The sequence below is a fragment of the Virgibacillus chiguensis genome (genome assembly GCF_900129865.1).
In the GTDB taxonomy this organism is placed as follows: domain Bacteria; phylum Bacillota; class Bacilli; order Bacillales; family Amphibacillaceae; genus Virgibacillus; species Virgibacillus chiguensis.
In genome coordinates this window covers 114,785-141,647 of sequence record NZ_FQXD01000008.1, presented here as the reverse complement: position 1 = coordinate 141,647, position 26,863 = coordinate 114,785, and the positions used below count along the sequence as shown (strand labels likewise).

Here is a 26,863-nt window from a genome sequence, read left to right as displayed (position 1 = left end):
GAGTGAACCAATGGGTTTTATAATGATGATCACCTATGTCTACATTATAGTTGTACTTAATCAAAATAATACCAAAAAACAACCAAATTATACAGAAATTTTAATACACCTTGTTTTACATTAATATGTCACAAAGAAATTATTGACTGTAAACGCTTTTAAATATATAATGTAATCAAACATAACCAATACTTAACCAAAATATGATATTAAGTTGTTGTTTTTAATTTTATGAGGATATAATTAACAAGTTATTGGTTAACTTTATTAATAAAATATGGAAGGGTGTATTTAATGACGAATATTGCATGGGGAATCGCACCGATTGGTTGGAGAAATGATGACATTCCTGAAATTGGAGCAGAAAACACGCTATCACATGTTTTAAGTGACATTGCTGTTGCTGATTATGCAGGAACAGAAGTGGGAGGCTTCTTTCCGGAAGCAGAAGTACTAAATAAGGAATTGGAACTTCGTAAATTAAGAATTGCTGGTAAGTGGTTTAGTAGTTATATTATTCGAGATGGTATCGAGGATGCGGAAAAAGCATTTCGTAAGCATTGTGAATATTTAAATGCGGTAAATGCAGATGTCGCTGTAGTATCTGAACAAACGTATAGCATTCAGGGAACTGATAAGAATGTATTTGCCGAAAAACCGTTTTTTTCAGATGAAGAATGGGGCCGTTTATGTAGCGGATTAGATCTTCTTGGTAAGGTAGCGCATGAATATGAGTTGAAACTTGTCTATCATCATCATATGGGAACGGGTATTCAAACCCTAGAAGAGGTCGATCGTTTAATGCGCAATACAGACCAAAATTACGTGAATTTGCTTTATGATACAGGCCATATCTATGTATCTGATGATGAATATATGCATTTACTAAATAAGCATATAGATAGAATAAAACATGTTCATTTTAAAGATGTTCGTAAAGATGAAAAAGAGGAATGTAAGAAAGAGGGGAAATCATTTTTACAATCATTTTTAGCTGGAATGTTCACGGTTCCTGGTGATGGGAATATTGATTTTATCCCAGTTTATAAAAAATTGCTTGCATCTGGATATGAAGGGTGGATTATTATAGAAGCAGAACAAGATCCTAATAAAGCGCATCCTTTAGAATATGCCTTAAAAGGAAAAAAGTACATTGATGAGACATTATTGCCTTTAAATAAATCATTGACATCTATACAGTAATTTTCTCTGGCGTCATCAACCTATTTAGAATAAGTCGAATATTTATGACACAGGAGGGGCTGGGAACTAATTGAAAAAAATAAATGTGGGAATTGTTGGTTTAGGAAGAATGGGTCTTACTCATGCTGAAAATATTGTGGAGAGAATTCCAGAAGCTGTATTGGTAGCTGTTTGTAGTTTTGTGGATGAAGAACTCCAAATGGCAAAAACAAAGCTAGGTGTGGAGAAAGCGTATACAAGCTTTGAAAATATGCTCTTGGATGCTGAAATTGATGCAGTAGTGATTGCTTCTCCATCGGGGCTTCATGGTGAACATATCCGTTTAGCTATGAAAAAAGGGCTGCATGTATTTTGTGAAAAGCCAATTGGTGTAGAAGTAGAAGATATAGAAAGAACGATTGAAGTAGTAGAAGGTTATCCGAAACAAATATTCCACTTAGGTTTTATGAGACGTTATGATAAGTCTTATCAATACGCAAAACAAAAGGTAGACAATGGTGAAATTGGTGATTTAACTTTAATTCGCTGTTATGGCATTGATCCAGCTTCTGAATTAGGGAATTTTGTGCAATTTGCAACAAACAGTAAAAGTGGTGGGCTATTCGCTGACATGGCTATCCATGATATCGATTTAGTCAGATGGTTCTCTGGAAAAGAAGTGAAACGCGTGTGGGCAATTGGAAAGAATACTGCTTATCCTGAATTGGATGATTTGGGCGATTTAGAAACTGGAGCTTCTATGATGCAATTAGAGGATAATACAATGGCTCTGTTAGTTGCTGGTAGAAATGCGACGCACGGTTATCATGTGGAAACCGAACTAATAGGGACAAAAGGAATGTTGCGCATTGCGCAGGAACCTGAAAAGAATCACGTTTCCATTTTTAATAATCAAGGAGTAGTAAGACCTACTTCACAACATTTTTCTGAACGTTTTAAAGAGGCCTTTTTCCGAGAGATGAAAGAATTTATTTTATGTATTCAGGATGGGAAACAACCAGGTGTAACTGTATACGATGGTTTGGAAAGTACTGTAATCGCAAATGCTTGTCAAGAATCGGTTGACACTGGAAAAATGGTCGAAATATCTAAATAAATTCATTAAAAGAAGTTAGAAACGAGGGGGATACATTGAATGCGTTTGCCCTAGTGACATTTGTTGTCATTATAGCTCTAGTATGGCTTTATGCATGGCGGAAAAGTAGAAATATTGATATTTCTACTGCAGAAGGATTTTTTATGGGAGGTCATAGTTTAACGGGGTTGTCTATAGCAGGGACAATCATTATGACGAACTTATCAACAGAACAACTAGTTGGACAGAATGGTCAAAGTTATGCAGCTGGTATGGAAGTCATGGCTTGGGAGGTCACCTCTGCAATTGCGATTGTTTTACTAGCTTTAGTTTTTCTACCAAGGTACATGAAGTATGGCGTTAATACGATTTCTGACTTTATTGAAATTCGCTATGATACGTTTACAAAAAGGCTTATCTCCATCCTGTTTATGTTTACGTACTTGACTTCATTTTTGCCTGTAGTACTTTATTCTGGAGCTTTGGTTTTTAATAAGTTGTTTAACATAGATGAAATCCTAGGTGTAGATCCACTAATAGCAGTTGCTATTTGTGCAGCTTTTATTGGCGCTGTAGGAGTTTTATACCTCTTAATGGGAGGGCTTTCATTAAGTGCTTTTAGTGATACTATTTATGGGTTTGGTTTACTTACAGGAGGTATACTGATATTAATCTTGGGAATAGTGACACTTGGAAATGGGAGCGCTATGGACGGGGTTCATTTTATTCGTGAAAATACAGCGGAAAAGTTAAATGCTTGGGGCGCTATAGATTCTGATTATGTCCCATGGCCTACCTTAATGTTAGGGATGTTGTTCAATAATTTATATTTTTGGTGCTGTAATCAAATGATTGTACAAAAAGCGTTAGGTGGAAAAAATTTGAAAGAAGGACAAAAAGGTGCGCTTTATGTAGCTTTCTTTAAAGTTTTTGGAGCCTTATTTCTAGTATTACCAGGTATTGTTGCTTTTAATATGTTTGATGGAGGCATTGCTAATCAAGATGATGCTTATCCGAGTTTAGTTTCGGCAGTGTTACCTGAATGGGCATATGGCATATTTGCGGCTGTTATATTTGGTGCAATATTAAGCTCATTTGTTGGTTCATTAAACTCAACGGCCACTTTGTTTTCTTTGGATTTTTACAAGCCAATCTTTAATAAAGATGCAACAGATAGACAAGTCGCTAGGATGGGAAAAATTGTAACCGTCATTGTTGGGTTTATATCAATAATCATTGCGCCATTAATTGCTTTTGCACCGACTGGCTTATATAACGTTATACAGGAGTTTAACGGGTTATATAGTTTGCCGTTACTAGTTATTATTCTATTTGGTTTTTGGAACAAGCGAGTTACTGCGCAAGGGGCCAAAATTACTTTCTCCTTCCACCTTGTTGTTTATATTGCAGCTCAAGGGTTGCTCGCTGAGATAAACTATCTTTATATATTTAGTGTTTTATTTATATTAGATTGTTTCGTTTTATGGATGTCGACAAGAATAAATCCATTAAAAGAACCTTTTCAATTCCAAGCAAATCTTAATAAGGTTGATATGACTCCTTGGAAACATGTGAAATGGGTGAGTGCCATAGCTTTGTTATTAGTGGTAATTATGTATACTGTTTTTTCGCCTGTTGTGTTAGCTAATTAAAGGAAAATAACAACGATGAAATATCTAAAAGAGAGAGGATATCAAATCATGGAAAAAGAAAAAGTGAATGTAGTAGGAGTAATTGGAGCAGGAAGAATTGGGAGATTACATATTAATAATATGAGAAATATGCCTAATGTACGCCTGAAAACAGTATCAGATCCCCAGGCTGATCACATGAAAGATTGGTTTTCTGAGTCTGGAGTGGAAAATTTAACCAAAGACTATAAAAATATTATAGACGACCCAGAAATTAATGTGGTTTTTATATGTGCTCCTACCAGTTTGCATGTTCAAATTATCACAGAAGCAGCAAAAGCAGGAAAGCACATCTTTTGCGAAAAGCCGATATGCTTCTCAGATGAAAATACGTGTAAAGCTCATAAGGTAGTAAAACAAGCTGGTGTGAAGTTTCAATTGGGTTTTAATAGAAGATTTGATCGTAACTTTGCAAAAACGAAAGAATTGGTAAAAAATAAAGCTATTGGTGATTTGCATATTTTAAAGATTCAATCTCGAGATCCTGAACCCCCTTCTTTGGAATATGTATCTCACTCTGGTGGTATATTTATGGATATGAGTATTCATGATTTTGATATGGCGCGTTTCATATCGGGTTCTGAGGTTGAAGAAGTATATGTAGTAGGTGGAGCGCTCATAAATCCAGAGTTTAAGCAGTATGAAGATATTGACACAGCATTAATTACTTTGAAATTTGAAAACGGTTTAGTAGGTGTTATTGACAATAGTCGACAAGCAGTATATGGATATGATCAGCAATTAGAGGCATTTGGGTCAAAAGGATCAGCAAAAGTAAATAATGAAAAAGAATCTAGTGTTGAGGTTCTGTTAAAAGAGGGCGTAAAAAGTAGTAATCCGCTACACTTCTTTTTAGAAAGATATAATGATGCTTTTATAGAAGAGGTAGAACAGTTTTTTGAAGCAATTAATAACGATGAGGAAGTTCCTTGTGGCTTCGTTGATGGTATTATGGCGCAACGAATTGCTTCTGCGGCAAAAGAATCGTTATTAACTGGGCTTCCAATAAAAGTAGAAAAATATCAATGATTTTATCTGTGGATAATGGAGAAAATTAAATCTTATAGATGTCGTACAAAAATAAGGTATGAACAATAGGGGGAATGTATATGCCGTTACTTACATTTGATTTGATAGAAGGTAGGACGGAAGAAGAAATCAAGTTATTATTAGATGCATCTCACCGTGCTGTTGTTAAAGCATTTGAAGTTCCTGAGGGTGATAGGTATCAAATAGTTCATCAGCATCCGAAACACGAACTAATTATAGAAGATACAGGCTTAGGATTTAAAAGAAGCGATAAAGTGGTGGCCGTTTCTGTAAGAAGTACTCCTCGAACGGATAAGCAAAAGAAATCATTCTACAACATCCTTGTCAAGGAATTGAATGAGAATTGCGGTATGGACTCAAAGGATGTAATGGTTTCAATTGTGACAAACAGTGCAAGCGATTGGAGCTTTGGATTTGGTGAGGCACAATTTTTAAATGGTGAATTATAGATTTAATACAAAAAAACGTAACAGAATAGATAAAGTGCTATTTGTCCCGGGGTATAAAGTGCTATAACACTCTCGCTTAAAGAATTGCAGATGCAAATCTGTACAAGTCTAAGTCGGGGGTAACTAAGTTACCTCCTTCCTAAGAGGCGATGAGGTCATATCTTCGGTTACTGATAATCGGTGGGGGAAGGAGGAAAACCCCACTGATTGAAGATCACTTTATTCTGTTATGTTTTTTTCTTTTTCACTTTAATTAAATATAAAATTTTTTAGGGTATATTTTAGGGGAAACGACGGCGTTCTATCCTCATAAAGATCTTGGTAATAGCCAAGTTTTATAAAAGGGAATGAAGATGAAGAGCAAAAAATAGCTGATAGCATATAAAAACTAAAAATAGTAGCAACACAATGCCGTATTTTAAAAAGCGAGGGGGAGGGAAAAGAAAAGGGCAAAATGTATACATTAGCCCTAGCAAATGAAGGGAATGAGCAAGCGATTTAGAAGTTTAATGACTTTTATTTTAATTGACATAATTAATTTTAATACCTTTCTCCTTACAATAGACTTTATAGTTTTCTGGAATAGAATCTGAAGTAATGATTTGATGAAACTTTTCTATATTTGAATAGGTGACTAAAGCAGCTTTATCGAATTTTGAATGATCGACTAACAGAATGTTTCGATCCGTCTTTTCGACAATCCGACTTTTAATATCATATTCTAGTAAATCTGAATTCGTAACACCTCGTTCAATTGAAAGTCCTGTTGCTGCCATAAAGCTTTTGGTAATATTGATACGTTTAAAGTATTCCCAAGACTCTACGTTGACAAAGGATCTGGTAGCACGCTTATATGTCATACCTATTAATATGAGCTGATAATTACTTAACTCAGCGGCTTTATTAATGATATTTAAGTTATTGGTAATGATGGTTACTCTTTTGTCTGGATCAAAAAAATCGCCTATACAACTAGTTGTTGTACCGGAATCAATAAAAACAAGATCGTTATCCTCAATTTCCGCCGCTGCGGCTTTACCAATGGCTATTTTCTCTTCTGAATGGCTGGAGTGACGATGTTCGTAGGGTTTAAGCTGATTAGAAACAGAAGCAACGCCACCATAGACTTTTTTAATTGTTCCATTCTCAACAATTTTGTTTATATCGCGACGAATCGTGTTTTTAGACACATTAAACTTATCACAAAGTTCATCAATGCTTGCACTACCGTTTTCGTGAACGTAAGCTTCAATTTCCTGTATTCTTTTTAATTTCATTTTAAGCACTTCCTTAGTCATATTATTGTATTTCAAGATACCATTTTCATCGTAGTTAATCAACAGTTAACCATATTTTGATAATAAAGTGATGATAATAAATGATCAAACCTTGACTTTAATATAAGTTTAATATAATATTGAATTGTAATCAACATATAACTAAATGTTAATCAAAAGATAACAATAAAACTCAAAAAGAGGTGTTCATAATGGGTGAAATTAGAACTTTGAAAAACTTTGTGAATGGAAAATGGGTTGGAAGTGAAACGAAAACTTTTGAAGATGTTTTAAATCCAGCAACAGAGGAAGTCGTTGCAAGAGTTCCTATTTCCACAAAAAAAGAATTAAATGAAGCCGTAGAAATCGCCAGTGAAGCTTTTCAATCATGGAGTAACACTGCTGTACCAAAAAGAGCACGTATCTTATTTAAGTTCCAACAGTTACTCATGGAAAACAAGGAAGAGCTTGCTCGTTTAATAACGATTGAAAATGGAAAGGCATACAGTGAAGCTCTAGGGGAAGTGCAACGTGGAATTGAAAATGTAGAATTTGCTGCTGGAGCACCTTCTTTAACAATGGGAGATTCATTGTCATCCATTGCTACCGATGTAGAAGCGACCAATTATCGTTACCCTATTGGTGTAGTTGGCGGAATCTCACCTTTCAATTTTCCGATGATGGTGCCTTGTTGGATGTTCCCAATGGCCATTGCATGTGGAAACACATTTATTTTGAAACCATCCGAACGTACGCCGCTTTTAACAGAAAAATTGGCAGAGTTATTTAAAGAAGCTGGTCTTCCAAATGGCGTGTTTCAAATTGTAAATGGTGCACATGACGTAGTAAATGGAATACTTGAACATCCAAAAATAAAAGCAGTATCTTTTGTAGGGTCAGAACCTGTTGGAAAGTATGTTTACCAAAAAGGTTCTGAAAACCTTAAGCGCGTGCAAGCTTTAACTGGTGCTAAAAATCATACCATTGTTTTAAATGATGCTGACTTAGATGAAACGATTCGTAATGTAATCGCTGCTGCTTATGGTTCTGCTGGTGAAAGATGTATGGCTGCATCCGTTGTGGCAGTAGAAGAAGGTATTTATGATGCATTCATGGAACAGCTGGCATCTGAAGCTAAACAATTAAAAATGGGAAATGGATTAGATGAAGAGGTGTTTTTAGGGCCAGTTATTCGTAAAGAACATCAGCAAAAAACATTTGATTATATTCAAAAAGGTGTAGACGAAGGTGCTACATTAGTATTGGATGGTCGTGAAGGAATTCCAAGTGAAGGATATTTTGTCGGTCCAACTATATTTACAGATGTCACTCCAGAAATGACCATTTGGAAAGAGGAATTATTTGCGCCTGTTCTTTGTGTTGTGAAAGTGAAGAATCTGGCAGCAGGAGTAGAATTGGCCAATAAATCTGTATTCGCTAATGGTGCATGCTTGTTCACGAATAGTGCAAATGCAATCCGTTATTTCCGTGAAAAAATAGATGCGGGTATGCTCGGAGTTAACTTAGGTGTTCCAGCACCAATGGCATTCTTCCCATTTTCAGGATGGAAATCATCTTTTTATGGAACATTGCACGCCAATGGAAAAGACGGTGTTGAATTCTACACACATAAGAAAGTAGTTACCGCTAGATATGCAACAAAAGATTTTAAATAAAGGAGCATGGTTATGAGTAAGTTGCAATACAAACCGAACGATCATAACGTTTCTGGAGTTACTATTTTGCAAGATGTTCATGAAAGAAATTCAGATTTAAAATATGTTGCATTTAAACTCATTCAGTTGGATGAACAAGCGACTTATGCTGAAGAATTGACTGATAAAGAAGTATGTATTGTTGTTTTAACAGGAAAGGCTTCTGTAAAAACCGGAGATCAACTGTTTGAAGAATTAGGAACACGCGATTCTGTATTTGAAAAGAAACCGACAGATAGTGTTTATATTTCAAAGGATTCTACATTTAAAATAGCTGCAAAAAGTGCTTGTAAGATAGCATTATGCTATGCACCTGCAACAGAAAAACGGCAAGCTCAAGTGATACGGGCAGCTGATAACTCTGTAGAGCATCGAGGGAAATATCAGAATAAAAGAATGGTACACAATATATTACCAGATAGTTCAGCTGTATCTAGTAGTTTATTAGTTGTAGAGGTATATACAGATGGGGGTAACTTTTCAAGTTACCCTCCTCACAAGCATGATCAGGATAATTTGCCAGAAGAATCATTTTTAGAGGAAACGTATTATCATGAAATAGACCCAGAGCAAGGCTTTGTGTTCCAACGTGTGTATACAGATGATCGTTCTTTAGATGAAACGATGAGTGTAGAGCATGGCGATGTCGTTTCCGTTCCCAAAGGCTATCACCCTGTTGGAGTGCCGGATGGTTACACTTCCTATTATTTAAATGTCATGGCTGGTCCTAAAAAGATTTGGAAGTTTCATAACGATCCAGATCATGAGTGGATTTTGAAGAGGAAGTAATACCTACTTTCATACGATTAAAAAATAGTTGTAGATAGATTCTGAATATATTGTATGGCGCTGTAACACCATTATCACAATAATTGGAGTTGTTTGCTGGACAAATCTAAGTGGTAGTTCACAGCGCCTCTAGTGCAGCAGTAAATCATGAAGAATCATTTTATTTACTAGGTTAGCAAACTTTCTAAGTTGGAAATTGGAGGATAAAACCATGAGGTTAAAAAAAGGAAATAAAAAAATGGATATAATTGCTATTGGTAGAGCATGTATTGATTTAAATGCTGTTGAATATAATCGGCCAATGGAAGAAACCATGACTTTTCAAAAGTATGTCGGTGGTTCTCCAGCAAATATTGCTATTGGGACGTCAAATTTAGGGCTAAATGTTGGGTTTATTGGAAAAGTATCCGATGATCAGCACGGAAGATTTATAGCGACTTATATGGCTGGAAAAGGTGTAGATACCTCGAAAATGGTGGCGGATCAGGAAGGAAGGAAGTCGGGGTTAGCATTTACGGAAATTAAGAGTCCTAGTGAATGTTCTATTTTAATGTATAGAGATAATGTAGCAGACCTTTATTTAACACCACAGGAAGTGGATGAAAAATATATCCGTGAGGCTGAAGTTCTTTTAGTATCTGGAACAGCTCTTGCACAAAGTCCTTCTCGAGAGGCTGTATTAACTGCTGTTGCATACGCAAAAGCAAACGATGTAAAAGTTATCTTTGAAATCGACTACCGTCCATACACATGGAAGTCAGAGGAAGAAGTATCCACTTATTACACATTAGTAGCACAAAAAGCGGATATTGTCATCGGTACTCGTGATGAATTTGATATGTTGGAAGGGAAAGAAGGCGGAGATAATCAAGATACTGTAAAGGAATTATTTAAATATGAGCCTGAAATAATTGTCATTAAACACGGTGTCGAAGGATCTTTTGCATATAGTAAAGAGGGAAAAGAATATAAAGCGAACGCTTACAAGACCGAAGTTTTAAAGACCTTTGGTGCTGGGGATGCTTATGCTTCTGCATTTCTTTATGCGTTATTTAATGAGAAAGATGTAGAAACCGCTTTAAAATATGCTAGTGCAGCAGCAGCGATTGTTGTTAGTAAGCATAGTTCTTCTGAAGCGATGCCAACTGTTTCAGAGATTGAGGAATTAATCAACAATCAATCCCAATAGATATGGAGGCGAGATTTTATGGTAGCAACCATTCGTTTAACAACTGCCCAAGCGTTAATAAAGTTTTTAAATCAGCAGTATTTATCTGTTGATGGCAAAGAACATCCTTTTGTTGAAGGTATCTTTCATATATATGGCCATGGCAATGTTCTTGGAATTGGGGAAGCTTTAGAAGAAGACGCAGGCCACTTAAAAACCTTTATGGGAAAAAACGAACAGGGGATGGCTCATGCAGCAATTGCTTTTTCTAAACAATCCTTACGTAAAAAGATCTATGCTTTATCTAGTTCAGCTGGGCCAGGATCAGCGAATATGATCACAGCTGCCGGCACAGCTTTGGCGAATCAGATTCCTGTTTTATTCTTACCAGCAGATACATTTGCTACAAGACAGCCAGATCCAGTATTACAACAAATAGAACAAGAGTCAAGCATTGCTATTTCAACTAATGACGCATTCAAAGCTGTTTCGCGTTATTGGGATCGCGTTCAAAGACCAGAACAGCTAATGTCTGCTTTGATCAGAGCGTTTGAAGTAATGACCAATCCAGCTACGATGGGGCCAGCTACGATTTGCTTACCTCAAGATGTAGAAGGAGAAGCGTACGATTATCCGGTTGAATTTTTTCAAAAACGCGTACATTATATCAACCGTACAGTACCTACAAAGCGCGAAATGGAAGGAAGTGTAGAAAGAATTAAAAACAGTCGTCAACCAGTAATTGTTGTTGGCGGTGGTTGTAAGTACTCAGAAGCAAGAGAGGAATTAATCCACATCTCAGAACGACATGATATTCCATTAGTAGAAACACATGCTGGGAAATCGACTGTAGAGTGGCAATTCAAAAATAATTTAGGTGGACTAGGAATTTTAGGTACATCTGCTGCAAATAAGGTAGTTAAAGAGGCAGATCTAATAATTGGTATTGGTACAAGATATACCGATTTCACCACTTCTTCTAAAACGTTGTTTAATTTGGAGAAAAGTCAATTTCTTAACATTAATATAAGTCGTATGCAAGCATATAAGTTGGACGCATTTCAAGTTGTTGGTGATGCAAAAGCGACACTTAAAGAGTTAGCGCCACTATTAGAAGGATATAAGGCAAATTATGGTACGCAATTAGAAGAATTAAAAAGGGAATGGCTAGATGAAAGAACTCGTTTAGCAAATGTTCAATTTAAACGGAAAGATTTTGTTCCTGAAATAGACGGACATTTTTCACAAGAAACGTTAAACGAATACGCAAATGTTTTACAGACAGAACTAACGCAAACAGAAGTATTTGTTGCATTAAATGAATCGCTTAATGAAGACGCTATTGTTGTTTCGGCGGCTGGTTCATTACCAGGAGATATGCAAAGATTATGGAATCCGGTCGTTCCTAATACGTATCACTTGGAATATGGTTACTCTTGTATGGGGTATGAAATTGCTGGTGCATTAGGAGCACGTCTAGCGGAACCAGATAAAGAAGTGTATGCCTTTGTTGGTGATGGGAGTTTCTTAATGCTACATTCGGAACTTGTTACAGCTATTCAATACAATAAAAAAATTAATATTATTCTATTTGATAACTCTGGATTTGGTTGTATTAATAATCTACAAATGGGTAATGGGTGCGCAAACCAAGGAACAGAATTTAGAACAGCAGCTGGTACAATTTTAAACATAGACTATGCAAAAGTAGCAGAGGGTTACGGCGCTAAGACCTATAAAATAAGTAATCTTGATGAATTGAGACTAGCTATTGAAGATGCGAAAAAACAACCAAATTCCACATTAATTGAAATTAAAGTTCTTCCAAAAACAATGTCAGATGGCTATGAGGGAAGTTGGTGGAATGTCGGTTTATCTGAAGTTTCTAAACAGGAAAGTATAAATAAGGCATTTCAAAATAAGCAAGAAGCAATGAAGCAGGCGAAAGGGTATTAAGGAATAACTAACGTAAATGAGAAAGCTTTGCAAAATGAATTAGGAGAAATAAACATGGCATTAGTTACATTAAATGATATACTTCCTCAAGCTAAGCAAGCAGGATATGCTGTAGGACATTTTAACATCAATGGTCTTATTTGGCCACAAGCTATATTAGAGGCAGCTCAAGAGGCAAAGGCTCCTGTTATTATTGCTTCTTCGGATAGATTGGTGGATTATCTTGGTGGTTTCAAACTAATTTCTAATATGGTTCGTAATCTAATGGAAGTTCAGCAAATTACTGTTCCGGTTGTATTACATTTGGATCATGGGCAAAGTGTAGAAAGATGTTTTGAAGCGATTGACGCTGGATATAGCTCTGTGATGTACGATGGTAGCCACTTTCCAATTGATGAGAATATTAAAAATACGAAGCAAGTAGTAGACTATGCACATGTAAATGGTGTATCCGTTGAAGCAGAAATTGGTACGGTTGGTGGTTATGAAGATGGTCTAATAGGCAATATTTGTTATGCCAATTTACGAGAATGTGTAGAGCTTGTGGAGAAAACAAGAGTTGATGCGCTTGCTGCTGCACTAGGTTCTGTACATGGGAAGTATGTTGGTGAACCAAAGCTAGGATTTAAGCAGATGGCTGAAATATCTAAAGAAGTTGAAATCCCACTTGTCTTACATGGAGCGAGTGGAATACCGTTAGACCAACTGCAAAGATCAATACGCTTAGGGCATGCTAAGATTAATATTAATACTGAAATGAATATAGCTTGGAGAGAAGCACTACAACAAAGTTTGGTAGAAAATCCAGAAGTATATGAGCCAAAAAAATTATTGGAGTTAAGTAAACAGGCAATAAAGGAAACAGTACATGAAAAAATCCAAGAATTTGGTTCAAGTAATAAAGCAATGAATAAAGTAGAATAGAAGTAATCGTTGATGCTTTGTTTTGTGTTTAACTTATAGTTAACTAAACTTAAACATCATAGTAACCGTAGGGGGTCGAATTTGCTTTTGTGACTTTCTGCGGTTATTTTATGGCGTTAATCAAGAAATTGTTGATGAAATGATGAACAAATCCACCTATGAACGAAGGTGGGTTTAGGTAAAAAAGCTTTCCTATCTTAAGAGGTTTAACTGTGCAAAAAAACCGAACATATGTTAGTGTAATTGTACAGATTAATTTTGAAAATTTAATTTTAGTGAGGTGAAATATTGTATAATTATCTACATTACTTTTCAAATGAATAATTTTTGGAATGATGCAAAATCCATGATGGTAGAAGGCATGTGCCGGGAATAAGGTAACTTAATTTTGATGGAGGGATGCAATATGAGAGCGAGTACTTTGACTGTTTGTCAAGAACCAATGGGGCGTTTTGATATCGTAAATGAGTGCAGCGGCGTGTATGATTTCTTTCACAGGAAGCAAACAGAAGAAGTGCTGTGTGATGAACAAGAAGGATATATGTTTACGGACGAAAAAGAAACAGAAGATGCTAAGCATCATATATTACGAAAGGCATTTAATAACATCGTTTTTGTTGAGCGCATTCACCAAGTTGCCTACCGTAATGCTTTAACAAACTCAAATTTAAAAAAAGAAGAAGATCATGCTGATGAAATTTTCAAGCAATTACAAGCAGCGTTAACTACTACGGAACAAAAGGATTTACTTACCGAATTAGAGGCTGCATGGAACAGTATGTATGCCGTTTTCTTAGAATACAGTTATTGTCAAGGTATAGCTGATAGTCCAGTGATCCATAAGGAACTAAAGCAATATGGAATTTGTATTTTAAAGGAATGTGCATAGGTTCATTTCATTTTACTTTTGTTTGAATTCTTACATGATAAAGTAACAATATAGATGAGGACACCCTGAAGTTAGCGTGATATTAAACTAACTGTTGGGTGTTTTTTATGATTGTATTAGGCTAAAAGTAGATAAGGAAGGGGAAGTACAATGAATAATAGAAACCCAACCGACAGTTCAATTGTCCTAATGATGTACAAGAAGGTATTCAAAAGTGGACTAAAGAAATGGCTCACAATTTAGTTGCCTAAATTTGCTTTCTTTCTGGAAAAAATATTAAATTTTGCATTTACAATATGAGCATAATTATCAATGGTAAATAAAACATTAGGAGGAGAAACTCATGAGTGAAACGAAAAAAGCTTTAATTTTGGTCGATGTACAAAAGGCATTTGAAGATAAAAAATGGGGTGAGAGAAATAATCAAGAAGCAGAAGAGAATATGAGAAAAATACTACAATTATGGAGAGAAAAGAAGTGGATAGTATTTCATATACAACACACGTCTGATAATCCTAATTCCGTATTTCATATGGCAAATAAAGGCTTTGCTATCAAAGAAATAGTTGAACCAATCGAGGGGGAAGTTATCATTACAAAAAAAGTAAACAGTAGTTTTATTGGTACTAACTTAGAAGAACAATTAAAAGCAAATGAAGTATCAACCGTTGTAATTACGGGATTGACTACACCGCATTGTGTATCAACGACTGCAAGAATGAGTGGTAATTTAGGGTTTGATACATATCTGATTTCAGATGCTACTGCAGCATTTGGATTGAAAGATCAAAATAATAGATATTATGATGCAGAAACTATACATAATGTATCTCTGGCTACATTGCATGGTGAATTTGCCACGATACGGACAACGGAGCAACTAATTAACAGTTTATAAAAAAGTATTTCATTACAAGGTGCAATTATGCAATCCTTTCGTTTATCTCAAATAATTTAGAAAACGGTGCAGCCAGGGTTTTTATCCGGGTATAAGGTGCTGTAAGCCTCCCACTTCAAAATTGGAGATGTGAGTTGATCAAGTCTAAGTGGGAGATAACAGCACCCAAATCCCCGATTCGTTCAGTTGCCTTTAGGTGATACCCTTGCGGTACTAACATCAGTGGGGGATGAGAAAAACACTCATTGAGGTTCACTTTATCTATTGTCCTCTTAGAAAAAATCCGTTTTCCAACGCTTTAAATTTACCAAACTAGATAGACTTAATATTCAAATGGACGGCTATAGTTCCAATCTGAGTTGTGCAAAGTTGAAGAATTACGGTCTATCTTATAGGAAACAGAAAATGAATCGCTTTCACTATTTTTACTCCATGTTTCAAAAAAATATATGATATAAGTATCATCATCAATAATTTCAGCTTTTGTTTCTTGAATTATATGGTATCCGTCAATTTTCACTTTAGAAATACCTTCTTTTTGTGGGAATTTTGCTAGCATTTCATCTCCTTCTGAGGCAAATTTTATAGCATCTTCTGCAGTAAATGGAGGGAGAGGCTCTGATGCAAATTGAAAACCACCCCACATGAATGCCAATATAATAACTGGAAACGATAGACTAATCCAAATTGCTTTTTTGCTTTTTATTTTTATATAGAGAATGCGATCAATCACAGCATATACTAATGCCAGAAATGCGCCAAATAAAATGAATAACCAATTAAAAAGAAAAGAGTCAAGAGTCACCACAATAATACCGAAAAAACCTCCAAATAAACTATGTAATAGAATGTAAAGCCATCTATTTTTAAAGATGCCTTTTTTATGAATGAGCTCTACTATAATTGAAATAGGACTTCCATATAAAAGCAGTACAGGAAAAATATAAATGCTATAAATGAAAGTCCACCCTAAAAAGTCCACTTCTAAATAATAGGAAGCTGATTCTATTGGGAATAGATAAAAGATTGCAAAGTAGATAGCAATAAAGATAGTTAGTATGTAAGAAGTAACAAGTTTTCTTAATAAAAGGGGGAGAGTGTTCATATTAACGCTCCTTCAAAATTAATAAATGTTAGATAATTATTTTCGGCTAGAATATAGTTTTGACTGGATATAGAGTGAATTCATTCCTAGCTATAAACAATTGTTATCTGTTCTATATCCATGTTGTAGTAAGTTGAAAATTAGGATATATCGTTATTATGCAGAAAAAATTTCGTTGTGTCCATTGTAGTTCAATTTTTCTAGATGTTCATGATGATAAAAAATAATCATTAACCTGGAACTTACAGATTTTCTGGAGAAGAGGAATAATTCTATCCATTAAAAAATCAGTGAAAGATAGGTTTCTCTCACTGATTTTGTATTTATTTAAGCCATCGAAGGCTCATGCCAATGTCTGTCAGAGAACCAATTTTCCTTTGTATAGGACATCTCCCAGAAGGCAAGCTCGTATTCTTTAGCAATGATAAATTGCTCTTTCATCTTTTCTTTTTCTTTCTCAGTAGATTCGGCTGCAATTTGATTAAGCAAATGAATCTGTTCATTGGTTGAATCTTGAAACCAGTCACTTGCATAGGTAGCAATCCAATTTTGATAGATTTTTTCGGTTGGTTTGGCATTTTGGTATGTTTTTCCAATATCTGCGTATAACCAATAACAAGGCAACATGGCTGCAATCGCTTGACCTAGGCTTCCAGATGCTGCAGCGCGATATAGGTGTGATGTATAAGCGTAAGCAGTTGGGGCTGGTTTGAAATGATCCCAATCTGTATCTGTGATGTTTAAGATTTCTGCATGCTGTTTATGCACGGTTAGCTCTGCTTGTGCAGTTTTTTTTGCTTTGTCAGCTAGCATCGCTGTTACTTGAAAATCTTCAGCTAATGTAGCTGCCAAGGCATGGACTTTTCCGTAGTGCTTCAAGTAATAAATGTCTTGTAAAATATAATACTTGAAAATGTCTAGGGATAAATCACCTTTGGCGATCCCTTTTACAAATGGATGTTTTATACTTTGCTCCCAACTTTTTGCAGTTACCTCACGTAATGTGTCTGTAAATGACATAAAAAAATTCCTCCTCATACATATTTCATTGCTCGAGGAAGAAAGGGATATACTTAATACACGCAATCTATCTGTGTATAAGGACTTTTGTCCATACACATAAACATGAAACAGATAACGCTGTTAAGTAGTTTTCCACTTCCCTCCGCTGGTACAAACCAGATCAGGTTCTAAGGGTCGTTGTCTCAGCCGCCATCGGGCTCCCCTAGTAGAAACACTATACTTGAAGCATATCATAGTGTCATACAAAGTCAACCGTATTTTTCAAGAGATAAGAAAGCATAAAAATTTGATGCTATGGGATAACCAAATAACCGAATGAGCCACGTCCGGCTCCAGCGCACAGCAACTAGGCGACTTCATGAATCGTCCTACGATAAGTCATCACCGGTTCGTGCTAAATAGGAAGGCCGGCTAAAGACGGGCTTGCCAGAGGGTGCCGCATACTCCTGTTGCAGGAGCATAATTCCTAAAACTTCAGTTGATTCGTTCCACTAGCTACGTTGCTAAACGGGCGCTCCGAGCCTTTGTTCTAATATTAATTGTATTTGTTATAGCGGGTGGAAATAAAGCAACAAATGTTCTATAATAGATGTAATCGTTAGGAGGTGGAAAATTGAGACCAGCATTAACGAAAGATATTCATGTACAAACTTTCAAAGACTACTATTGGTTAAAAGAAGAGTTACAATTATTTTGTAAGCAAAATGGCATTCGTACTTCGGGATCGAAATTAGAACTTACAGACCGCATTGATACTTTCTTGCGTACAGGTGAGGTAAAAAAGCCAATCCGAAAAAGAAGCGGTACTAAAAAAGCAAAAACAAAAGACGAATTAAGCTTAGATACTGTAATTACGGAAAATCATCGTTGTAGTCAGCATGTGCGGGCTTTTTTTAAAACAATTATCCCGAATTTTCACTTCTCTACGTATATTCAAAACTATTTTAAAGAAAATGTCGGTAACACGTATCATGATGTTGTTCAAGCATGGTATGAGGAGGGAGAGCGAAAGAAAGATCCGTCATACAAGAAAACGATTGCTCCACAATTTGAATATAATCAATTTATTCGTGACTTTTTTGCAGATCCGGCTAATAAAGGAAAAAGTAGGGAAGATGCAATTAAAGCTTGGAACAACATAAAGCAACGTCCAGGGAGTAACAAATATACGGCAAACAAATAACTGAGGTTTATGGATGAAGAGAGGGGTATAAAAATTGAACTATAAAAATATTATATTTGATTTTGATGGAACCTTGGCAGATTCAAAGCAATGCAGTGTATTAGCAACACAGAATGCTTTTAAAGCGTTACGACTACATATACCGTCTGCGGATACTATCGAACACTATATGGGAATCCCAATTGAAACATCTTTTAAAAAAATGGCAGATCGAGAGTTATTGAAAGATGAGTATAAGCTTTTATTGCAAACTTTCCGTGAACAGTATAAACAGTTAGAAAGCGATTTACTAACCGTTTTTAAGAATATACCAGAAGTGTTACATAAAATGGTTTTAGAGGAAAAATTGTTATTTGTTTTATCAAGTAAAAAGACAGATGTACTAAAACGGAATCTACAAAGTTTAAACATAGATACTTATTTTCATGATATTATAGGGTCAGACAAAGTATCTCATTATAAACCGCATCCTGACGGTATTTTAAACATCGTTGAACAGTATCATTTAAAAAAGGAAGAGACGGTTATGGTAGGAGATGCTATATATGACTTACAAATGGCTAAAGTTGCTGCTATTTCATCATGTGGAGTGACTTGGGGGAGTCATAAAAGAGAACAATTGACGGAAGAAAAACCTGATCATCTAATAGATGAAGTCATGCAACTTGTATATTCGTAATTTAGCTCCTTTTGTTGTTATTGGAGGGAATCATGAAAATTGAAACGAAACGACTTTTATTAGTTCCTTGTACAGAGGAAAACGTAAACATGGTTTTAGAACGAGAACAAAGTGTTGGTAACCATATCTATCAACACATAGAAAAGTTGCAAGAAGATCAAAGTCAATTCGGCTGGGGACCGTGGTTGATTTGTAATAAAGAGAATACACTTTTGATTGGTAATGCTGGATTTAAAGGAAAGCCGGGTATAGAACGATCGGTAGAAATTGGGTATGGAATCATGGATGATGCTCGTAATCAAGGATATGCGACAGAAGCTGTTGGAGCGCTTATAAATTGGGCCTTTGCTTTCGCTTCTGTAGAGCAAATTCATGCAGAATGCTTGGTTACAAATTTGCCGTCCATAAGCGTGCTGGAAAAAATAGGGATGCGCAAAAGAAAAGAAGCAGATGATAGGATAAAGTGGATATTGAAGAGAACCAGCGTTAACGAGGCTTAGTAAGATGCCTTGTTAACGCTGTTTATTAGCAAATCATGGTATTAATGTAGTTGGCAGTTCTCTTGCAGAAGCCTATGCTATTACAGAGCAACTGGAATTTTGTGCTCGCTTGTACTGGCAGTCCAAAGCAATTGGTGATCCCATCATATTAGCCGACGAGGAAATGACGATGATGGTAGAAAGATTTAAAGATTATGGCCAACCTAAAGATACGCTAAAGTGAATTTTACAACGGTCTTAAAGCATTTTATAGTTGGGATAAAATAAACCTCCTCCCTTACTTCTTAACTCAGTGTAACAAAGATAAAAAAGAATAAGCATTTTAGATAAAACTCCTTTAGAAGTGAAGGGGTTTTATTTGTGTCTCCAATAATACTTATAAAATATTTAAATAATTAAATTAAATACAATATTGACAAAATTTAATCTATGGTGGTACTATCTATATAACATTAATTTATATGCCGTTTATAAAACGTCATACAAAATATTGTTCTAATATTTCCTCTAAAGATATATCATGAAATAAATCGTCTATTTAAATGCTTGATAGATGAGAAGAAATATTTACCCTTCATACACTATAGAAAACCATCATGGATGCAGGACGAAATAATAGCTCCTAGATAAAATAGGAAGAGAGCTCTTATAAGTGGAGGTGAAAAAGTGAAAGAAGAATGTATGTATGATGTTACGATTATAGGTGGTGGACCAATAGGTTTATTTGCTGCTTTTTATGGGGGATTACGACAGATGAAAGTGAAAATCATCGAAACCTTACCTCATTTAGGTGGGCAATTGTCTGCATTATATCCTGAAAAGTACATTCATGATGTTGCGGCATATCCGAAAGTGAAGGCACAAGTATTAATTAATCAGTTAACGGAACAAGCAATGCAATTTAATCCTCATATTGTATTACAGCAAACGGTAGAAAATGTAGTAAAGGTTAATAACCAATATTTTCAACTTGCTACAGACAAAGAAGTGCATTATTCAAAAACAATTCTTATTACTGCTGGTATAGGAGCCTTTGAACCTCGACGAATAAAATTAGCAAATGCTTATACATACGAAGGAAAGAACTTACACTATTTTGTTCAAGATGTAAATCGTTATAAGGATAAAAACGTTTGTATATTAGGTGGTGGAGACTCAGCAGTAGATTGGGCAATGATGATGGAGCCAATAGCAAAAAATGTGAAAATAATTCACCGAAGAGAACAATTCAGGGCTCACGAACATACTGTTTCCAAACTGTTTGACTCTAAGGTTGACGTATTTACTCCGTTTCAATTACATGAAATTGTAGGAGAAGGAAAAATAGAAGAAATCACTATTCAAAACGTAAAAGACTCAGAAACGATAAAAATTCCGTTAGACGAATTAATCGCTAGTTACGGCTTTATATCTTCTTTAGGTCCGATTAAAAATTGGGGGCTAGAATTTGTGAAAAATGCTATTCAAGTAGATTCAGCTATGAATACGAATATCCAAGGTATTTACGCTGCTGGCGATGTTGTTACCTTCTATGGAAAAGTGAAGTTAATTGCTTCAGGATTTGGTGATGCAGTCACTGCAATTAGCAGTGCTAAAACGTATATAGATCCTAAAGCTAGGCATCAACCCCAACATAGCACAACTTTATTTGAAAAATGGGAAAAAATGAAAAACTGAGATTGGAGAGAAAAACATGGCGTTTGTTATTACATCTCCTTGCTCTTTTGAAAAGTCTGCTGAGTGTGTAGAAGTTTGTCCTGTAGATGCGATTTATTCAGGAAATGAAATGTACTACATAGACCCTGACATATGTATAGACTGTGCAGCATGTGAGCCAATTTGCCCAGTTCAAGCTATATATGCAGAAGAAGACGTCCCTGAAAAAGAGAAGGAATATATTGAGAAAAACAGAGATTTTTTCTAGCACTGTAGGAAGGAGCACATTTTTATGGATTGTCGTATAAACAAAATGAAGGCGTCTATCGCCATATTGATCTGTCGATAGCGAAGTTATTTTAATAGTATATGTAAAATGAAAACGTTTTTTTTCATAGGAAATTCGTAAAAAGTCATGTTTTTCAATTATAAATAAGGTAGGCGAAAATGAAAAAAACTTATGTAGCTACGGATTTTTTTAGCAGAAAGTCCGTATCCTAATGGAAAATTTCATCTAGAGTATTTGCACAAATACAATGAATAGGTAGGTGAAATCATGTTTTATAATCAAGAAATGGAAACGCTTCCTAGAGAAAGTATGGAAAAACTTCAATTATCAAGACTTAAAAAAACAGTGCAAACCGTTTACAATAAAACCCCTTATTATCATAAAAAATTTGCAGCATTAAATCTAACCCCAAACGACATTCAATCCTTAGAAGATATTCAGAAATTACCATTTACGCAAAAGAAAGATCTGCGTGATAATTATCCATTCCAATTATTTGCACTACCAATAAGTGTTATTGATAGAATCCATGCTTCTAGTGGTACAAGTGGCAAACCGACTGTTGTAGGATACACTAGAAACGATTTGGAAGTATGGGCGGAAATTGTTGCAAGAGCAATTGTTGCTTGTGGAGGAAATAAGCAACGTATTCTACAAAATGCATTTGGTTATGGTTTGTTTACTGGTGGGCTTGGTTTACATTATGGATCAGAAAAACTAGGAATGGCCACGGTCCCCGTTTCAGGAGGAAACACAGAAAGGCAAGTGTTATTAATAGAAGATTTTAAACCTAGCGTCATTGTTGGTACTCCTTCCTATATTTTAAATATTGCTGACAAAATGGAACAATTAGGAAAAGATCCCCGAAAAACCAGCTTGCAATATGGAATATTTGGTGCTGAACCTTGGTCAGAGAAGATGCGCAAAGAGTTAGAAGAGAGATTAGGAATTAAAGCCATGGATATTTATGGATTAAGTGAAGTGATGGGACCTGGAATTTCTTGTGAATGTTTACAAGCACAATCTGGTCTGCATGTCGCTGATGATCATTTTTATGTGGAAGTCATTCATCCAGATACGTTGGACCCCGTACCAGAAGGAGAAGAAGGGGAGCTTGTTTTTACTAGTTTAACCAAAGAAGCTTTTCCAATTATTCGTTATCGTACTGGTGATATAGCTTCCATTACGAAAGAACCTTGTATATGCGGTAGAACAACAACGAGAATGTCGCGTGTAAAAGGAAGAATTGATGATATGCTTATTGTTCGTGGCGTGAATGTTTACCCGACAGAGATAGAGAGCGCTCTATTGGAGATGAAGGAGCTAGAACCACATTATCAGCTTTATGTTGTGAATCAAGGCTCATTAGATAAAGTGTTGTTAAAAGTAGAGATCAATGAAACGATGTACCGACAATTAGATGGGGATTTAGAGCATGCAAAAATAAAAGCGCTTTCTAATCAAGTTTTTCAACAATTAAAAAGCAAATGTCTCGTTAGTATAGATGTTAGCATTGAACATCCTGGTACGATCCCTCGATCGATGGGGAAAGCGATTCGTGTTGTCAGAGACAGCGGAATAAAAATTTAAGGAGGTTGCAAACCATGGTTTTAACTCCTTTTGACCAATTAACAGCTGATGAAAAATATGATCATTTTATGGAAAGGATTGAAAAGGGTGAAAAAATAGAGGCGGAAGATTGGATGCCAGACGAATATAGAAAGGCATTGATACGTTTAATTTCGATGCATGGGATTAGTGAAATTATGGGGGCACTCCCTGAAAAAGAATGGGTACCTAAGGCACCAACTTTACATCGAAAATTAGCTATTATGGCTAAAGTTCAGGATGAAATGGGACATGGTCAGTTGCTGTTACGCGTCGTAGAAGATTTAATCCAACCATTGGGGAAAACAAGAGACCATATTATGGAGGATTTATTTACAAAACGGCTTAAATTTCATAATGTCTTTCATATGCCTGCACCATCATGGGGAGATGCAGCTATTATTGCTTGGTTAGTGGATGGAGCGGCTATTTTATCACAAACGATGATGTTAAATACTTCTTATGGACCATATGGAAGAGCATTGAAAAGAATTTGTCAGGAGGAATCCTTCCATGCGAAACATGGAGAAAGCTTGACACTAGCTTTGGCTAGTGGAACGGAAAAACAAAAAGCCATGTTACAGGAAGCACTTCATCGTTGGTGGGAATCGTTATTAACCTTTTTTGGCCCCAAGTCAAAGCAAGAAACAGGTCACACCAATGTTGATATTGGTATAAAGTATAAACTCCGAACAAAAACAAATGAGCAATTACGGCAAGAATTTTTAACGAAATATGTACCAAAAATTCAATTACTTGGATTAAGCATTCCAGACGAACAGTTGCGTTTTGATGAAGATACACAAGAATGGCGTTATACAGAGCCAGATTGGCAGAAATTCAAAAGAATAGTAGCTGGGGATGGACCAAAATCAGATGAAAGGCTAGCTTTGCGCAGGAATTCTTATGAAAATAGTCAATGGGTTCGAGATGCGTTAAGGCATTTCAAAGAACAAGCAAGCGAACATGTTGGATGACGGAGAGGAGTGCGATCATGGCAAGTGAACAATTTTATGAAGCATTTGAAGTTTTTAGCAGGAAAAGAGATGGATTACCTTTAGAACACCGATTTAGCTTAACAGCACCCAACAAGGAAATGGCTTATATCATGGCGAAAGAAAACTTTTTTCGGCGTGAAGCCGTGAAGGAATTGTGGGTTGTAAGTCGAAAAGATATCAGGAAGATGAGCCAAGAAGAAAGAGAAGCCTTTCAATTAATGGATAATAAAGCGTATCGGGAAACTCGTGGCTATGTAGATCTCCCTAAGAAATGGAAAGAATTTAATCATGATACAAAAGTGAAGGAGGGGTAAAGAGGTTGCAACGAGAAGATATGGTTTTGTGTGAATTACTTTATCAATTAGCAGATGATAATTTCATCCTAGCCTATCGTGGCTCGGAATGGCTTGGGTTGGCGCCTCATATTGAGGAGGATGTTGCTTTTTCATCCATCAATCAAGATATGATGGGGCATGCGGTCATGTATTATCAATTGCTGGAGGAATTAGGAGCAGGAGATGTTGATGCATTATCGCATTGTAGGGAGCCAGAATCCTTTCGAAATGCTATTCTTTTAGAGCGGAAGAACGGATTAGGCCATTATTTAGAAAATCCCAATTACGATTGGGCCTATACGGTAGTTCGCCATTATTTGTTCAGTGTGTTGAAACAAATTCGCTTAGAATCTCTTTATCATTCTAGTTATGAGCCTTTGAAACAAGCAGCAGAGAAAATCTCATTGGAGCATTACTACCATTCTATGCATTGGGAAACTTGGTTTACACAATTAATGTCGAGTACGAAAGAGGCCCGTCATCGTATGGAGAATGCTATCAACTATTGTTGGCAAGAATTTGACGGGGTAATCTCTTTAGGTAGATATGGTAAAGAAATATGTGATCATCAGTTGATAGTGGAAGAAGAAAAATTGCGAAATGAATGGTTGAAAAGAGTTTGTACTACATTTGGCGAAATGCAATTTTCACCTAAGACATCTCCTGGCATGGAAAGTGGAAATGGGCGTAATGGAGAACATACGGAAGATCTAACGGAAGCTCTGGAAGTGTTAAGTGAAGTTTACGGAGGTGATAAGCAAGCAGTTTCTTGGTAATAAAGATGAAGTGAGGGATAAAGGATGACGAAAAACTTACTTCTCAAGAAGGAAGTACAGCAAGTATTACAACAAGTAACTGATCCAGAAATGCCGTATATTAGTATTGTTGAGCTAGGAATGTTGGAAAATATAGCAATGAAAAGGGACGGTTTTGTTCAAGTGGAGCTATTGCCAACTTTTAGTGGATGTCCAGCTTTAAATATGATTCAAGCAGATGTAAAAGAAAAAGTGAAAGAGCGTTTATTAGAATGGAATGATGATTTAGAAGTTGAAGTTACATTTCGTTTTCATCCTCCGTGGACAACGGATCGCATTACGGAAACGGGGAAAGAAAAATTAAGACAAAATGGAGTTTCACCCCCACCAGCTTCTTTTACTGCGGGTGAACCTTGGAAGATTCCATGCCCTTATTGTCATTCCATGTATACAACGATGGAGAACATATTTGGGCCAACAGCATGTCGAAGTATTCTTTATTGTAATGCATGTAAAAACCCATTTGAAGCAATGAAACCCATTGCTAATTTATTTGAAGGAGTGGAAAATAAATGGTTAAATTAATAGCATTGTATAAACGCCCTGAGGATAAGGTTAGTTTTGATGAACATTATCAGAATGTTCATACGCCCATTACTAAAAAGATTCCTGGATTACGTAAAATGGAAGTTACTAAAATTGTAGGATCACCTGGTGGGGAAAGTAAGTACTATCTGTTATGTGAAATGTATTATGATGATCACGATGCATTAAAAGCGGCGATGAAAACGGATGAAGCAAAAGCCTCTGGAAAAGATTTGATGTCATTCGCTGGGGATTTAGTGACGATGATGATTGGTGAGGAAGTTGAATAACTATCAATATATTAAAGTTTGGACGGACAACGAAATTGGAAACATTGAGTTGCAACGCCCAAAAGTTTTAAATGCTATTAATCAATCGATGGTAGCAGAAATTTTAACTGCATTATGTGAATTTGATTATTCAGAGCAAGTGAAAGTCATTGTTTTATTTGGCGCCGGTAAATCTTTTGCTGCTGGAGCAGATATTAAAGAAATGATGGGAGAAAATGCGGTTTCCATGGAGTTGAAAAATCAGTTTGCTGATTGGGATCGTATTGCATTAATAAAAAAACCAGTAATAGCTGCAGTGCACGGATTTGTCCTCGGTGGTGGATTTGAGCTTGCATTATGTGCTGATATGATATTTGCAGCAGCAAATAGTAAATTTGGATTTCCAGAAGTGAAACTTGGTGTTATGCCTAGTGCTGGAGGTTGTGTGAAATTAACGAAATTAATAGGGAAAAGAAAGGCATTAGAATTTCTATGGAGTGGAAATCATTTGGAAGCAGAAGAAGCGAAACATTGGGGAATGGTAAATCGGATAGTACCAAATGAACTTCTTATGCAAGAGACGATACATTTTGCTGAAAAATTAAAGAAGCAACCGGCTTTGGCTTTACGGCTAATAAAAGATACGGTTAGAAGAGCAGAGAATGTAACTGAATATGAAGCGATGCAATATGAACGAAAAAACTTTTCTTTGCTTTTTGCTTCTGAGGATCAACAAGAAGGGATGCAGGCATTTATGGAAAAGCGATCGCCACATTTTCAGGGGAAATAGGAGT

At 35.9% G+C, this 26,863-nt stretch carries 27 protein-coding genes, 1 pseudogene and 1 riboswitch; of the genes and pseudogenes, 25 read left to right on the top strand and 3 right to left on the bottom strand.

Going from position 1 to position 26,863, the window contains the following annotated elements:
- Window positions 1-294: 294 nt before the first annotated feature.
- From iolE to BUB45_RS10905, 5 genes are all read left to right on the top strand, one after another.
- Complete coding sequence (gene iolE / locus BUB45_RS10925) at window positions 295-1,203, top strand: myo-inosose-2 dehydratase (protein WP_073008841.1); 909 nt, start codon at window positions 295-297, stop codon at window positions 1,201-1,203.
- A gap of 70 nt (window positions 1,204-1,273) precedes the next feature.
- Complete coding sequence (iolG, locus tag BUB45_RS10920; RefSeq protein WP_073008838.1) at window positions 1,274-2,299, top strand: inositol 2-dehydrogenase; 1,026 nt, start codon at window positions 1,274-1,276, stop codon at window positions 2,297-2,299.
- Window positions 2,300-2,334: 35 nt separating this feature from the next.
- Window positions 2,335-3,930, top strand: a complete 1,596-nt coding sequence (locus tag BUB45_RS10915) for a solute:sodium symporter family transporter (protein ID WP_073008835.1) — start codon at window positions 2,335-2,337, stop codon at window positions 3,928-3,930.
- A gap of 15 nt (window positions 3,931-3,945) precedes the next feature.
- Window positions 3,946-4,998: an inositol 2-dehydrogenase gene (gene iolG / locus BUB45_RS10910; RefSeq protein ID WP_244527716.1), complete on the top strand. Its 1,053-nt coding sequence runs from the start codon at window positions 3,946-3,948 to the stop codon at window positions 4,996-4,998.
- Between the two features lie 80 nt (window positions 4,999-5,078).
- The gene (locus BUB45_RS10905) at window positions 5,079-5,468 is read left to right on the top strand and encodes a tautomerase family protein (RefSeq protein WP_073008832.1); all 390 of its coding nucleotides are present in this window, start codon (window positions 5,079-5,081) and stop codon (window positions 5,466-5,468) included.
- A 521-nt stretch (window positions 5,469-5,989) separates the two neighbouring features.
- Here the strand turns inward: BUB45_RS10905 and BUB45_RS10900 are convergent.
- Window positions 5,990-6,745 carry a DeoR/GlpR family DNA-binding transcription regulator gene (locus BUB45_RS10900; RefSeq protein WP_073008828.1) on the bottom strand — a complete coding sequence of 252 codons (756 nt, stop codon included), beginning with the start codon at window positions 6,743-6,745 and terminating at the stop codon, window positions 5,990-5,992.
- 212 nt (window positions 6,746-6,957) lie between these two features.
- Here BUB45_RS10900 and BUB45_RS10895 point away from each other — a divergent pair, with 212 nt between their 5' ends.
- The 7 genes from BUB45_RS10895 (at window position 6,958) to BUB45_RS10865 (ending at window position 15,084) form a co-directional block, all read left to right on the top strand.
- Entirely contained in the window at window positions 6,958-8,421 is a 1,464-nt protein-coding gene (locus tag BUB45_RS10895) for a CoA-acylating methylmalonate-semialdehyde dehydrogenase (RefSeq protein ID WP_073008826.1), read from the top strand.
- A gap of 12 nt (window positions 8,422-8,433) precedes the next feature.
- Window positions 8,434-9,249, top strand: coding sequence for a 5-deoxy-glucuronate isomerase (gene iolB, locus BUB45_RS10890; protein ID WP_073008823.1), 816 nt, complete (start codon window positions 8,434-8,436; stop codon window positions 9,247-9,249).
- 211 nt (window positions 9,250-9,460) lie between these two features.
- On the top strand, window positions 9,461-10,438 hold the full coding sequence (gene iolC / locus BUB45_RS10885; protein WP_073008819.1) for a 5-dehydro-2-deoxygluconokinase: 978 nt from the start codon (window positions 9,461-9,463) through the stop codon (window positions 10,436-10,438).
- 18 nt (window positions 10,439-10,456) lie between these two features.
- Window positions 10,457-12,373 (top strand): 3D-(3,5/4)-trihydroxycyclohexane-1,2-dione acylhydrolase (decyclizing), encoded by a 1,917-nt coding sequence (gene iolD, locus BUB45_RS10880; RefSeq protein ID WP_073008816.1) that lies wholly within the window; start codon window positions 10,457-10,459, stop codon window positions 12,371-12,373.
- A gap of 54 nt (window positions 12,374-12,427) precedes the next feature.
- Complete coding sequence (gene fba, locus BUB45_RS10875) at window positions 12,428-13,297, top strand: class II fructose-1,6-bisphosphate aldolase (protein WP_073008813.1); 870 nt, start codon at window positions 12,428-12,430, stop codon at window positions 13,295-13,297.
- A gap of 406 nt (window positions 13,298-13,703) precedes the next feature.
- Window positions 13,704-14,186, top strand: coding sequence for a hypothetical protein (locus BUB45_RS10870; RefSeq protein ID WP_073008810.1), 483 nt, complete (start codon window positions 13,704-13,706; stop codon window positions 14,184-14,186).
- 343 nt (window positions 14,187-14,529) lie between these two features.
- The gene (locus BUB45_RS10865; RefSeq protein ID WP_073008807.1) at window positions 14,530-15,084 is read left to right on the top strand and encodes a cysteine hydrolase family protein; all 555 of its coding nucleotides are present in this window, start codon (window positions 14,530-14,532) and stop codon (window positions 15,082-15,084) included.
- 322 nt (window positions 15,085-15,406) lie between these two features.
- Here BUB45_RS10865 and BUB45_RS10860 read toward each other — a convergent pair whose 3' ends face one another.
- Window positions 15,407-16,066: a hypothetical protein gene (locus BUB45_RS10860; protein ID WP_139300141.1), complete on the bottom strand. Its 660-nt coding sequence runs from the start codon at window positions 16,064-16,066 to the stop codon at window positions 15,407-15,409.
- A gap of 450 nt (window positions 16,067-16,516) precedes the next feature.
- Window positions 16,517-17,209, bottom strand: a complete 693-nt coding sequence (gene tenA, locus BUB45_RS10855; RefSeq protein WP_073008801.1) for a thiaminase II — start codon at window positions 17,207-17,209, stop codon at window positions 16,517-16,519.
- Between the two features lie 123 nt (window positions 17,210-17,332).
- Window positions 17,333-17,426: riboswitch (TPP riboswitch) on the bottom strand.
- 399 nt (window positions 17,427-17,825) lie between these two features.
- Between tenA and BUB45_RS10850 the strand changes: the two genes are divergently transcribed.
- The 13 genes and pseudogenes from BUB45_RS10850 to BUB45_RS10790 all read left to right on the top strand — a co-directional run bounded on the left by BUB45_RS10850 (window position 17,826) and on the right by BUB45_RS10790 (window position 26,859).
- Window positions 17,826-18,395: a DUF6434 domain-containing protein gene (locus tag BUB45_RS10850; RefSeq protein WP_073008798.1), complete on the top strand. Its 570-nt coding sequence runs from the start codon at window positions 17,826-17,828 to the stop codon at window positions 18,393-18,395.
- A 34-nt stretch (window positions 18,396-18,429) separates the two neighbouring features.
- On the top strand, window positions 18,430-19,074 hold the full coding sequence (locus BUB45_RS10845; RefSeq protein WP_073008795.1) for an HAD family hydrolase: 645 nt from the start codon (window positions 18,430-18,432) through the stop codon (window positions 19,072-19,074).
- Window positions 19,075-19,106: 32 nt separating this feature from the next.
- Window positions 19,107-19,574, top strand: a complete 468-nt coding sequence (locus BUB45_RS10840; protein WP_073008792.1) for a GNAT family N-acetyltransferase — start codon at window positions 19,107-19,109, stop codon at window positions 19,572-19,574.
- A 31-nt stretch (window positions 19,575-19,605) separates the two neighbouring features.
- A pseudogene (locus BUB45_RS20635) lies at window positions 19,606-19,680 on the top strand (fuculose phosphate aldolase); the annotation flags it as partial.
- Between the two features lie 575 nt (window positions 19,681-20,255).
- Window positions 20,256-21,251: an NAD(P)/FAD-dependent oxidoreductase gene (locus BUB45_RS10830; RefSeq protein WP_073008987.1), complete on the top strand. Its 996-nt coding sequence runs from the start codon at window positions 20,256-20,258 to the stop codon at window positions 21,249-21,251.
- Window positions 21,252-21,267: 16 nt separating this feature from the next.
- Window positions 21,268-21,498 (top strand): ferredoxin family protein, encoded by a 231-nt coding sequence (locus tag BUB45_RS10825; RefSeq protein ID WP_073008790.1) that lies wholly within the window; start codon window positions 21,268-21,270, stop codon window positions 21,496-21,498.
- A 288-nt stretch (window positions 21,499-21,786) separates the two neighbouring features.
- Complete coding sequence (locus BUB45_RS10820; RefSeq protein WP_073008787.1) at window positions 21,787-23,109, top strand: phenylacetate--CoA ligase family protein; 1,323 nt, start codon at window positions 21,787-21,789, stop codon at window positions 23,107-23,109.
- Between the two features lie 14 nt (window positions 23,110-23,123).
- Window positions 23,124-24,104, top strand: a complete 981-nt coding sequence (gene paaA / locus BUB45_RS10815) for a 1,2-phenylacetyl-CoA epoxidase subunit PaaA (RefSeq protein WP_073008784.1) — start codon at window positions 23,124-23,126, stop codon at window positions 24,102-24,104.
- Between the two features lie 17 nt (window positions 24,105-24,121).
- Window positions 24,122-24,439 carry a 1,2-phenylacetyl-CoA epoxidase subunit PaaB gene (paaB, locus tag BUB45_RS10810; protein WP_073008781.1) on the top strand — a complete coding sequence of 106 codons (318 nt, stop codon included), beginning with the start codon at window positions 24,122-24,124 and terminating at the stop codon, window positions 24,437-24,439.
- 5 nt (window positions 24,440-24,444) lie between these two features.
- Window positions 24,445-25,236, top strand: a complete 792-nt coding sequence (gene paaC / locus BUB45_RS10805; RefSeq protein WP_244527715.1) for a 1,2-phenylacetyl-CoA epoxidase subunit PaaC — start codon at window positions 24,445-24,447, stop codon at window positions 25,234-25,236.
- A 24-nt stretch (window positions 25,237-25,260) separates the two neighbouring features.
- Window positions 25,261-25,800 carry a 1,2-phenylacetyl-CoA epoxidase subunit PaaD gene (paaD, locus tag BUB45_RS10800; RefSeq protein ID WP_073008778.1) on the top strand — a complete coding sequence of 180 codons (540 nt, stop codon included), beginning with the start codon at window positions 25,261-25,263 and terminating at the stop codon, window positions 25,798-25,800.
- On the top strand, window positions 25,788-26,090 hold the full coding sequence (locus BUB45_RS10795; protein WP_073008775.1) for an EthD family reductase: 303 nt from the start codon (window positions 25,788-25,790) through the stop codon (window positions 26,088-26,090). The genes paaD and BUB45_RS10795 overlap by 13 nt, the downstream gene beginning before the upstream one ends.
- Window positions 26,083-26,859: an enoyl-CoA hydratase/isomerase family protein gene (locus BUB45_RS10790; RefSeq protein WP_073008772.1), complete on the top strand. Its 777-nt coding sequence runs from the start codon at window positions 26,083-26,085 to the stop codon at window positions 26,857-26,859. The genes BUB45_RS10795 and BUB45_RS10790 overlap by 8 nt, the downstream gene beginning before the upstream one ends.
- The last annotated feature ends 4 nt before the right edge of the window (window positions 26,860-26,863 follow it).

Coding starts and splice junctions, on each gene's coding strand:
- iolD (WP_073008816.1), top strand. CDS start 10,457: ATGGTAGCAACCATTCGTTTAACAACTGCCCAAGCGTTAATAAAGTTT.
- BUB45_RS10825 (WP_073008790.1), top strand. CDS start 21,268: ATGGCGTTTGTTATTACATCTCCTTGCTCTTTTGAAAAGTCTGCTGAG.
- iolC (WP_073008819.1), top strand. CDS start 9,461: ATGAGGTTAAAAAAAGGAAATAAAAAAATGGATATAATTGCTATTGGT.
- tenA (WP_073008801.1), bottom strand. CDS start 17,209: ATGTCATTTACAGACACATTACGTGAGGTAACTGCAAAAAGTTGGGAG.
- fba (WP_073008813.1), top strand. CDS start 12,428: ATGGCATTAGTTACATTAAATGATATACTTCCTCAAGCTAAGCAAGCA.
- BUB45_RS10865 (WP_073008807.1), top strand. CDS start 14,530: ATGAGTGAAACGAAAAAAGCTTTAATTTTGGTCGATGTACAAAAGGCA.
- BUB45_RS10820 (WP_073008787.1), top strand. CDS start 21,787: ATGTTTTATAATCAAGAAATGGAAACGCTTCCTAGAGAAAGTATGGAA.
- iolB (WP_073008823.1), top strand. CDS start 8,434: ATGAGTAAGTTGCAATACAAACCGAACGATCATAACGTTTCTGGAGTT.
- BUB45_RS10895 (WP_073008826.1), top strand. CDS start 6,958: ATGGGTGAAATTAGAACTTTGAAAAACTTTGTGAATGGAAAATGGGTT.
- BUB45_RS10900 (WP_073008828.1), bottom strand. CDS start 6,745: ATGAAATTAAAAAGAATACAGGAAATTGAAGCTTACGTTCACGAAAAC.
- paaD (WP_073008778.1), top strand. CDS start 25,261: ATGACGAAAAACTTACTTCTCAAGAAGGAAGTACAGCAAGTATTACAA.
- BUB45_RS10795 (WP_073008775.1), top strand. CDS start 25,788: ATGGTTAAATTAATAGCATTGTATAAACGCCCTGAGGATAAGGTTAGT.
- BUB45_RS10840 (WP_073008792.1), top strand. CDS start 19,107: ATGAAAATTGAAACGAAACGACTTTTATTAGTTCCTTGTACAGAGGAA.
- iolG (WP_244527716.1), top strand. CDS start 3,946: ATGAAATATCTAAAAGAGAGAGGATATCAAATCATGGAAAAAGAAAAA.
- iolE (WP_073008841.1), top strand. CDS start 295: ATGACGAATATTGCATGGGGAATCGCACCGATTGGTTGGAGAAATGAT.
- BUB45_RS10830 (WP_073008987.1), top strand. CDS start 20,256: ATGTATGATGTTACGATTATAGGTGGTGGACCAATAGGTTTATTTGCT.
- BUB45_RS10905 (WP_073008832.1), top strand. CDS start 5,079: ATGCCGTTACTTACATTTGATTTGATAGAAGGTAGGACGGAAGAAGAA.
- paaB (WP_073008781.1), top strand. CDS start 24,122: ATGGCAAGTGAACAATTTTATGAAGCATTTGAAGTTTTTAGCAGGAAA.
- paaA (WP_073008784.1), top strand. CDS start 23,124: ATGGTTTTAACTCCTTTTGACCAATTAACAGCTGATGAAAAATATGAT.
- BUB45_RS10870 (WP_073008810.1), top strand. CDS start 13,704: ATGAGAGCGAGTACTTTGACTGTTTGTCAAGAACCAATGGGGCGTTTT.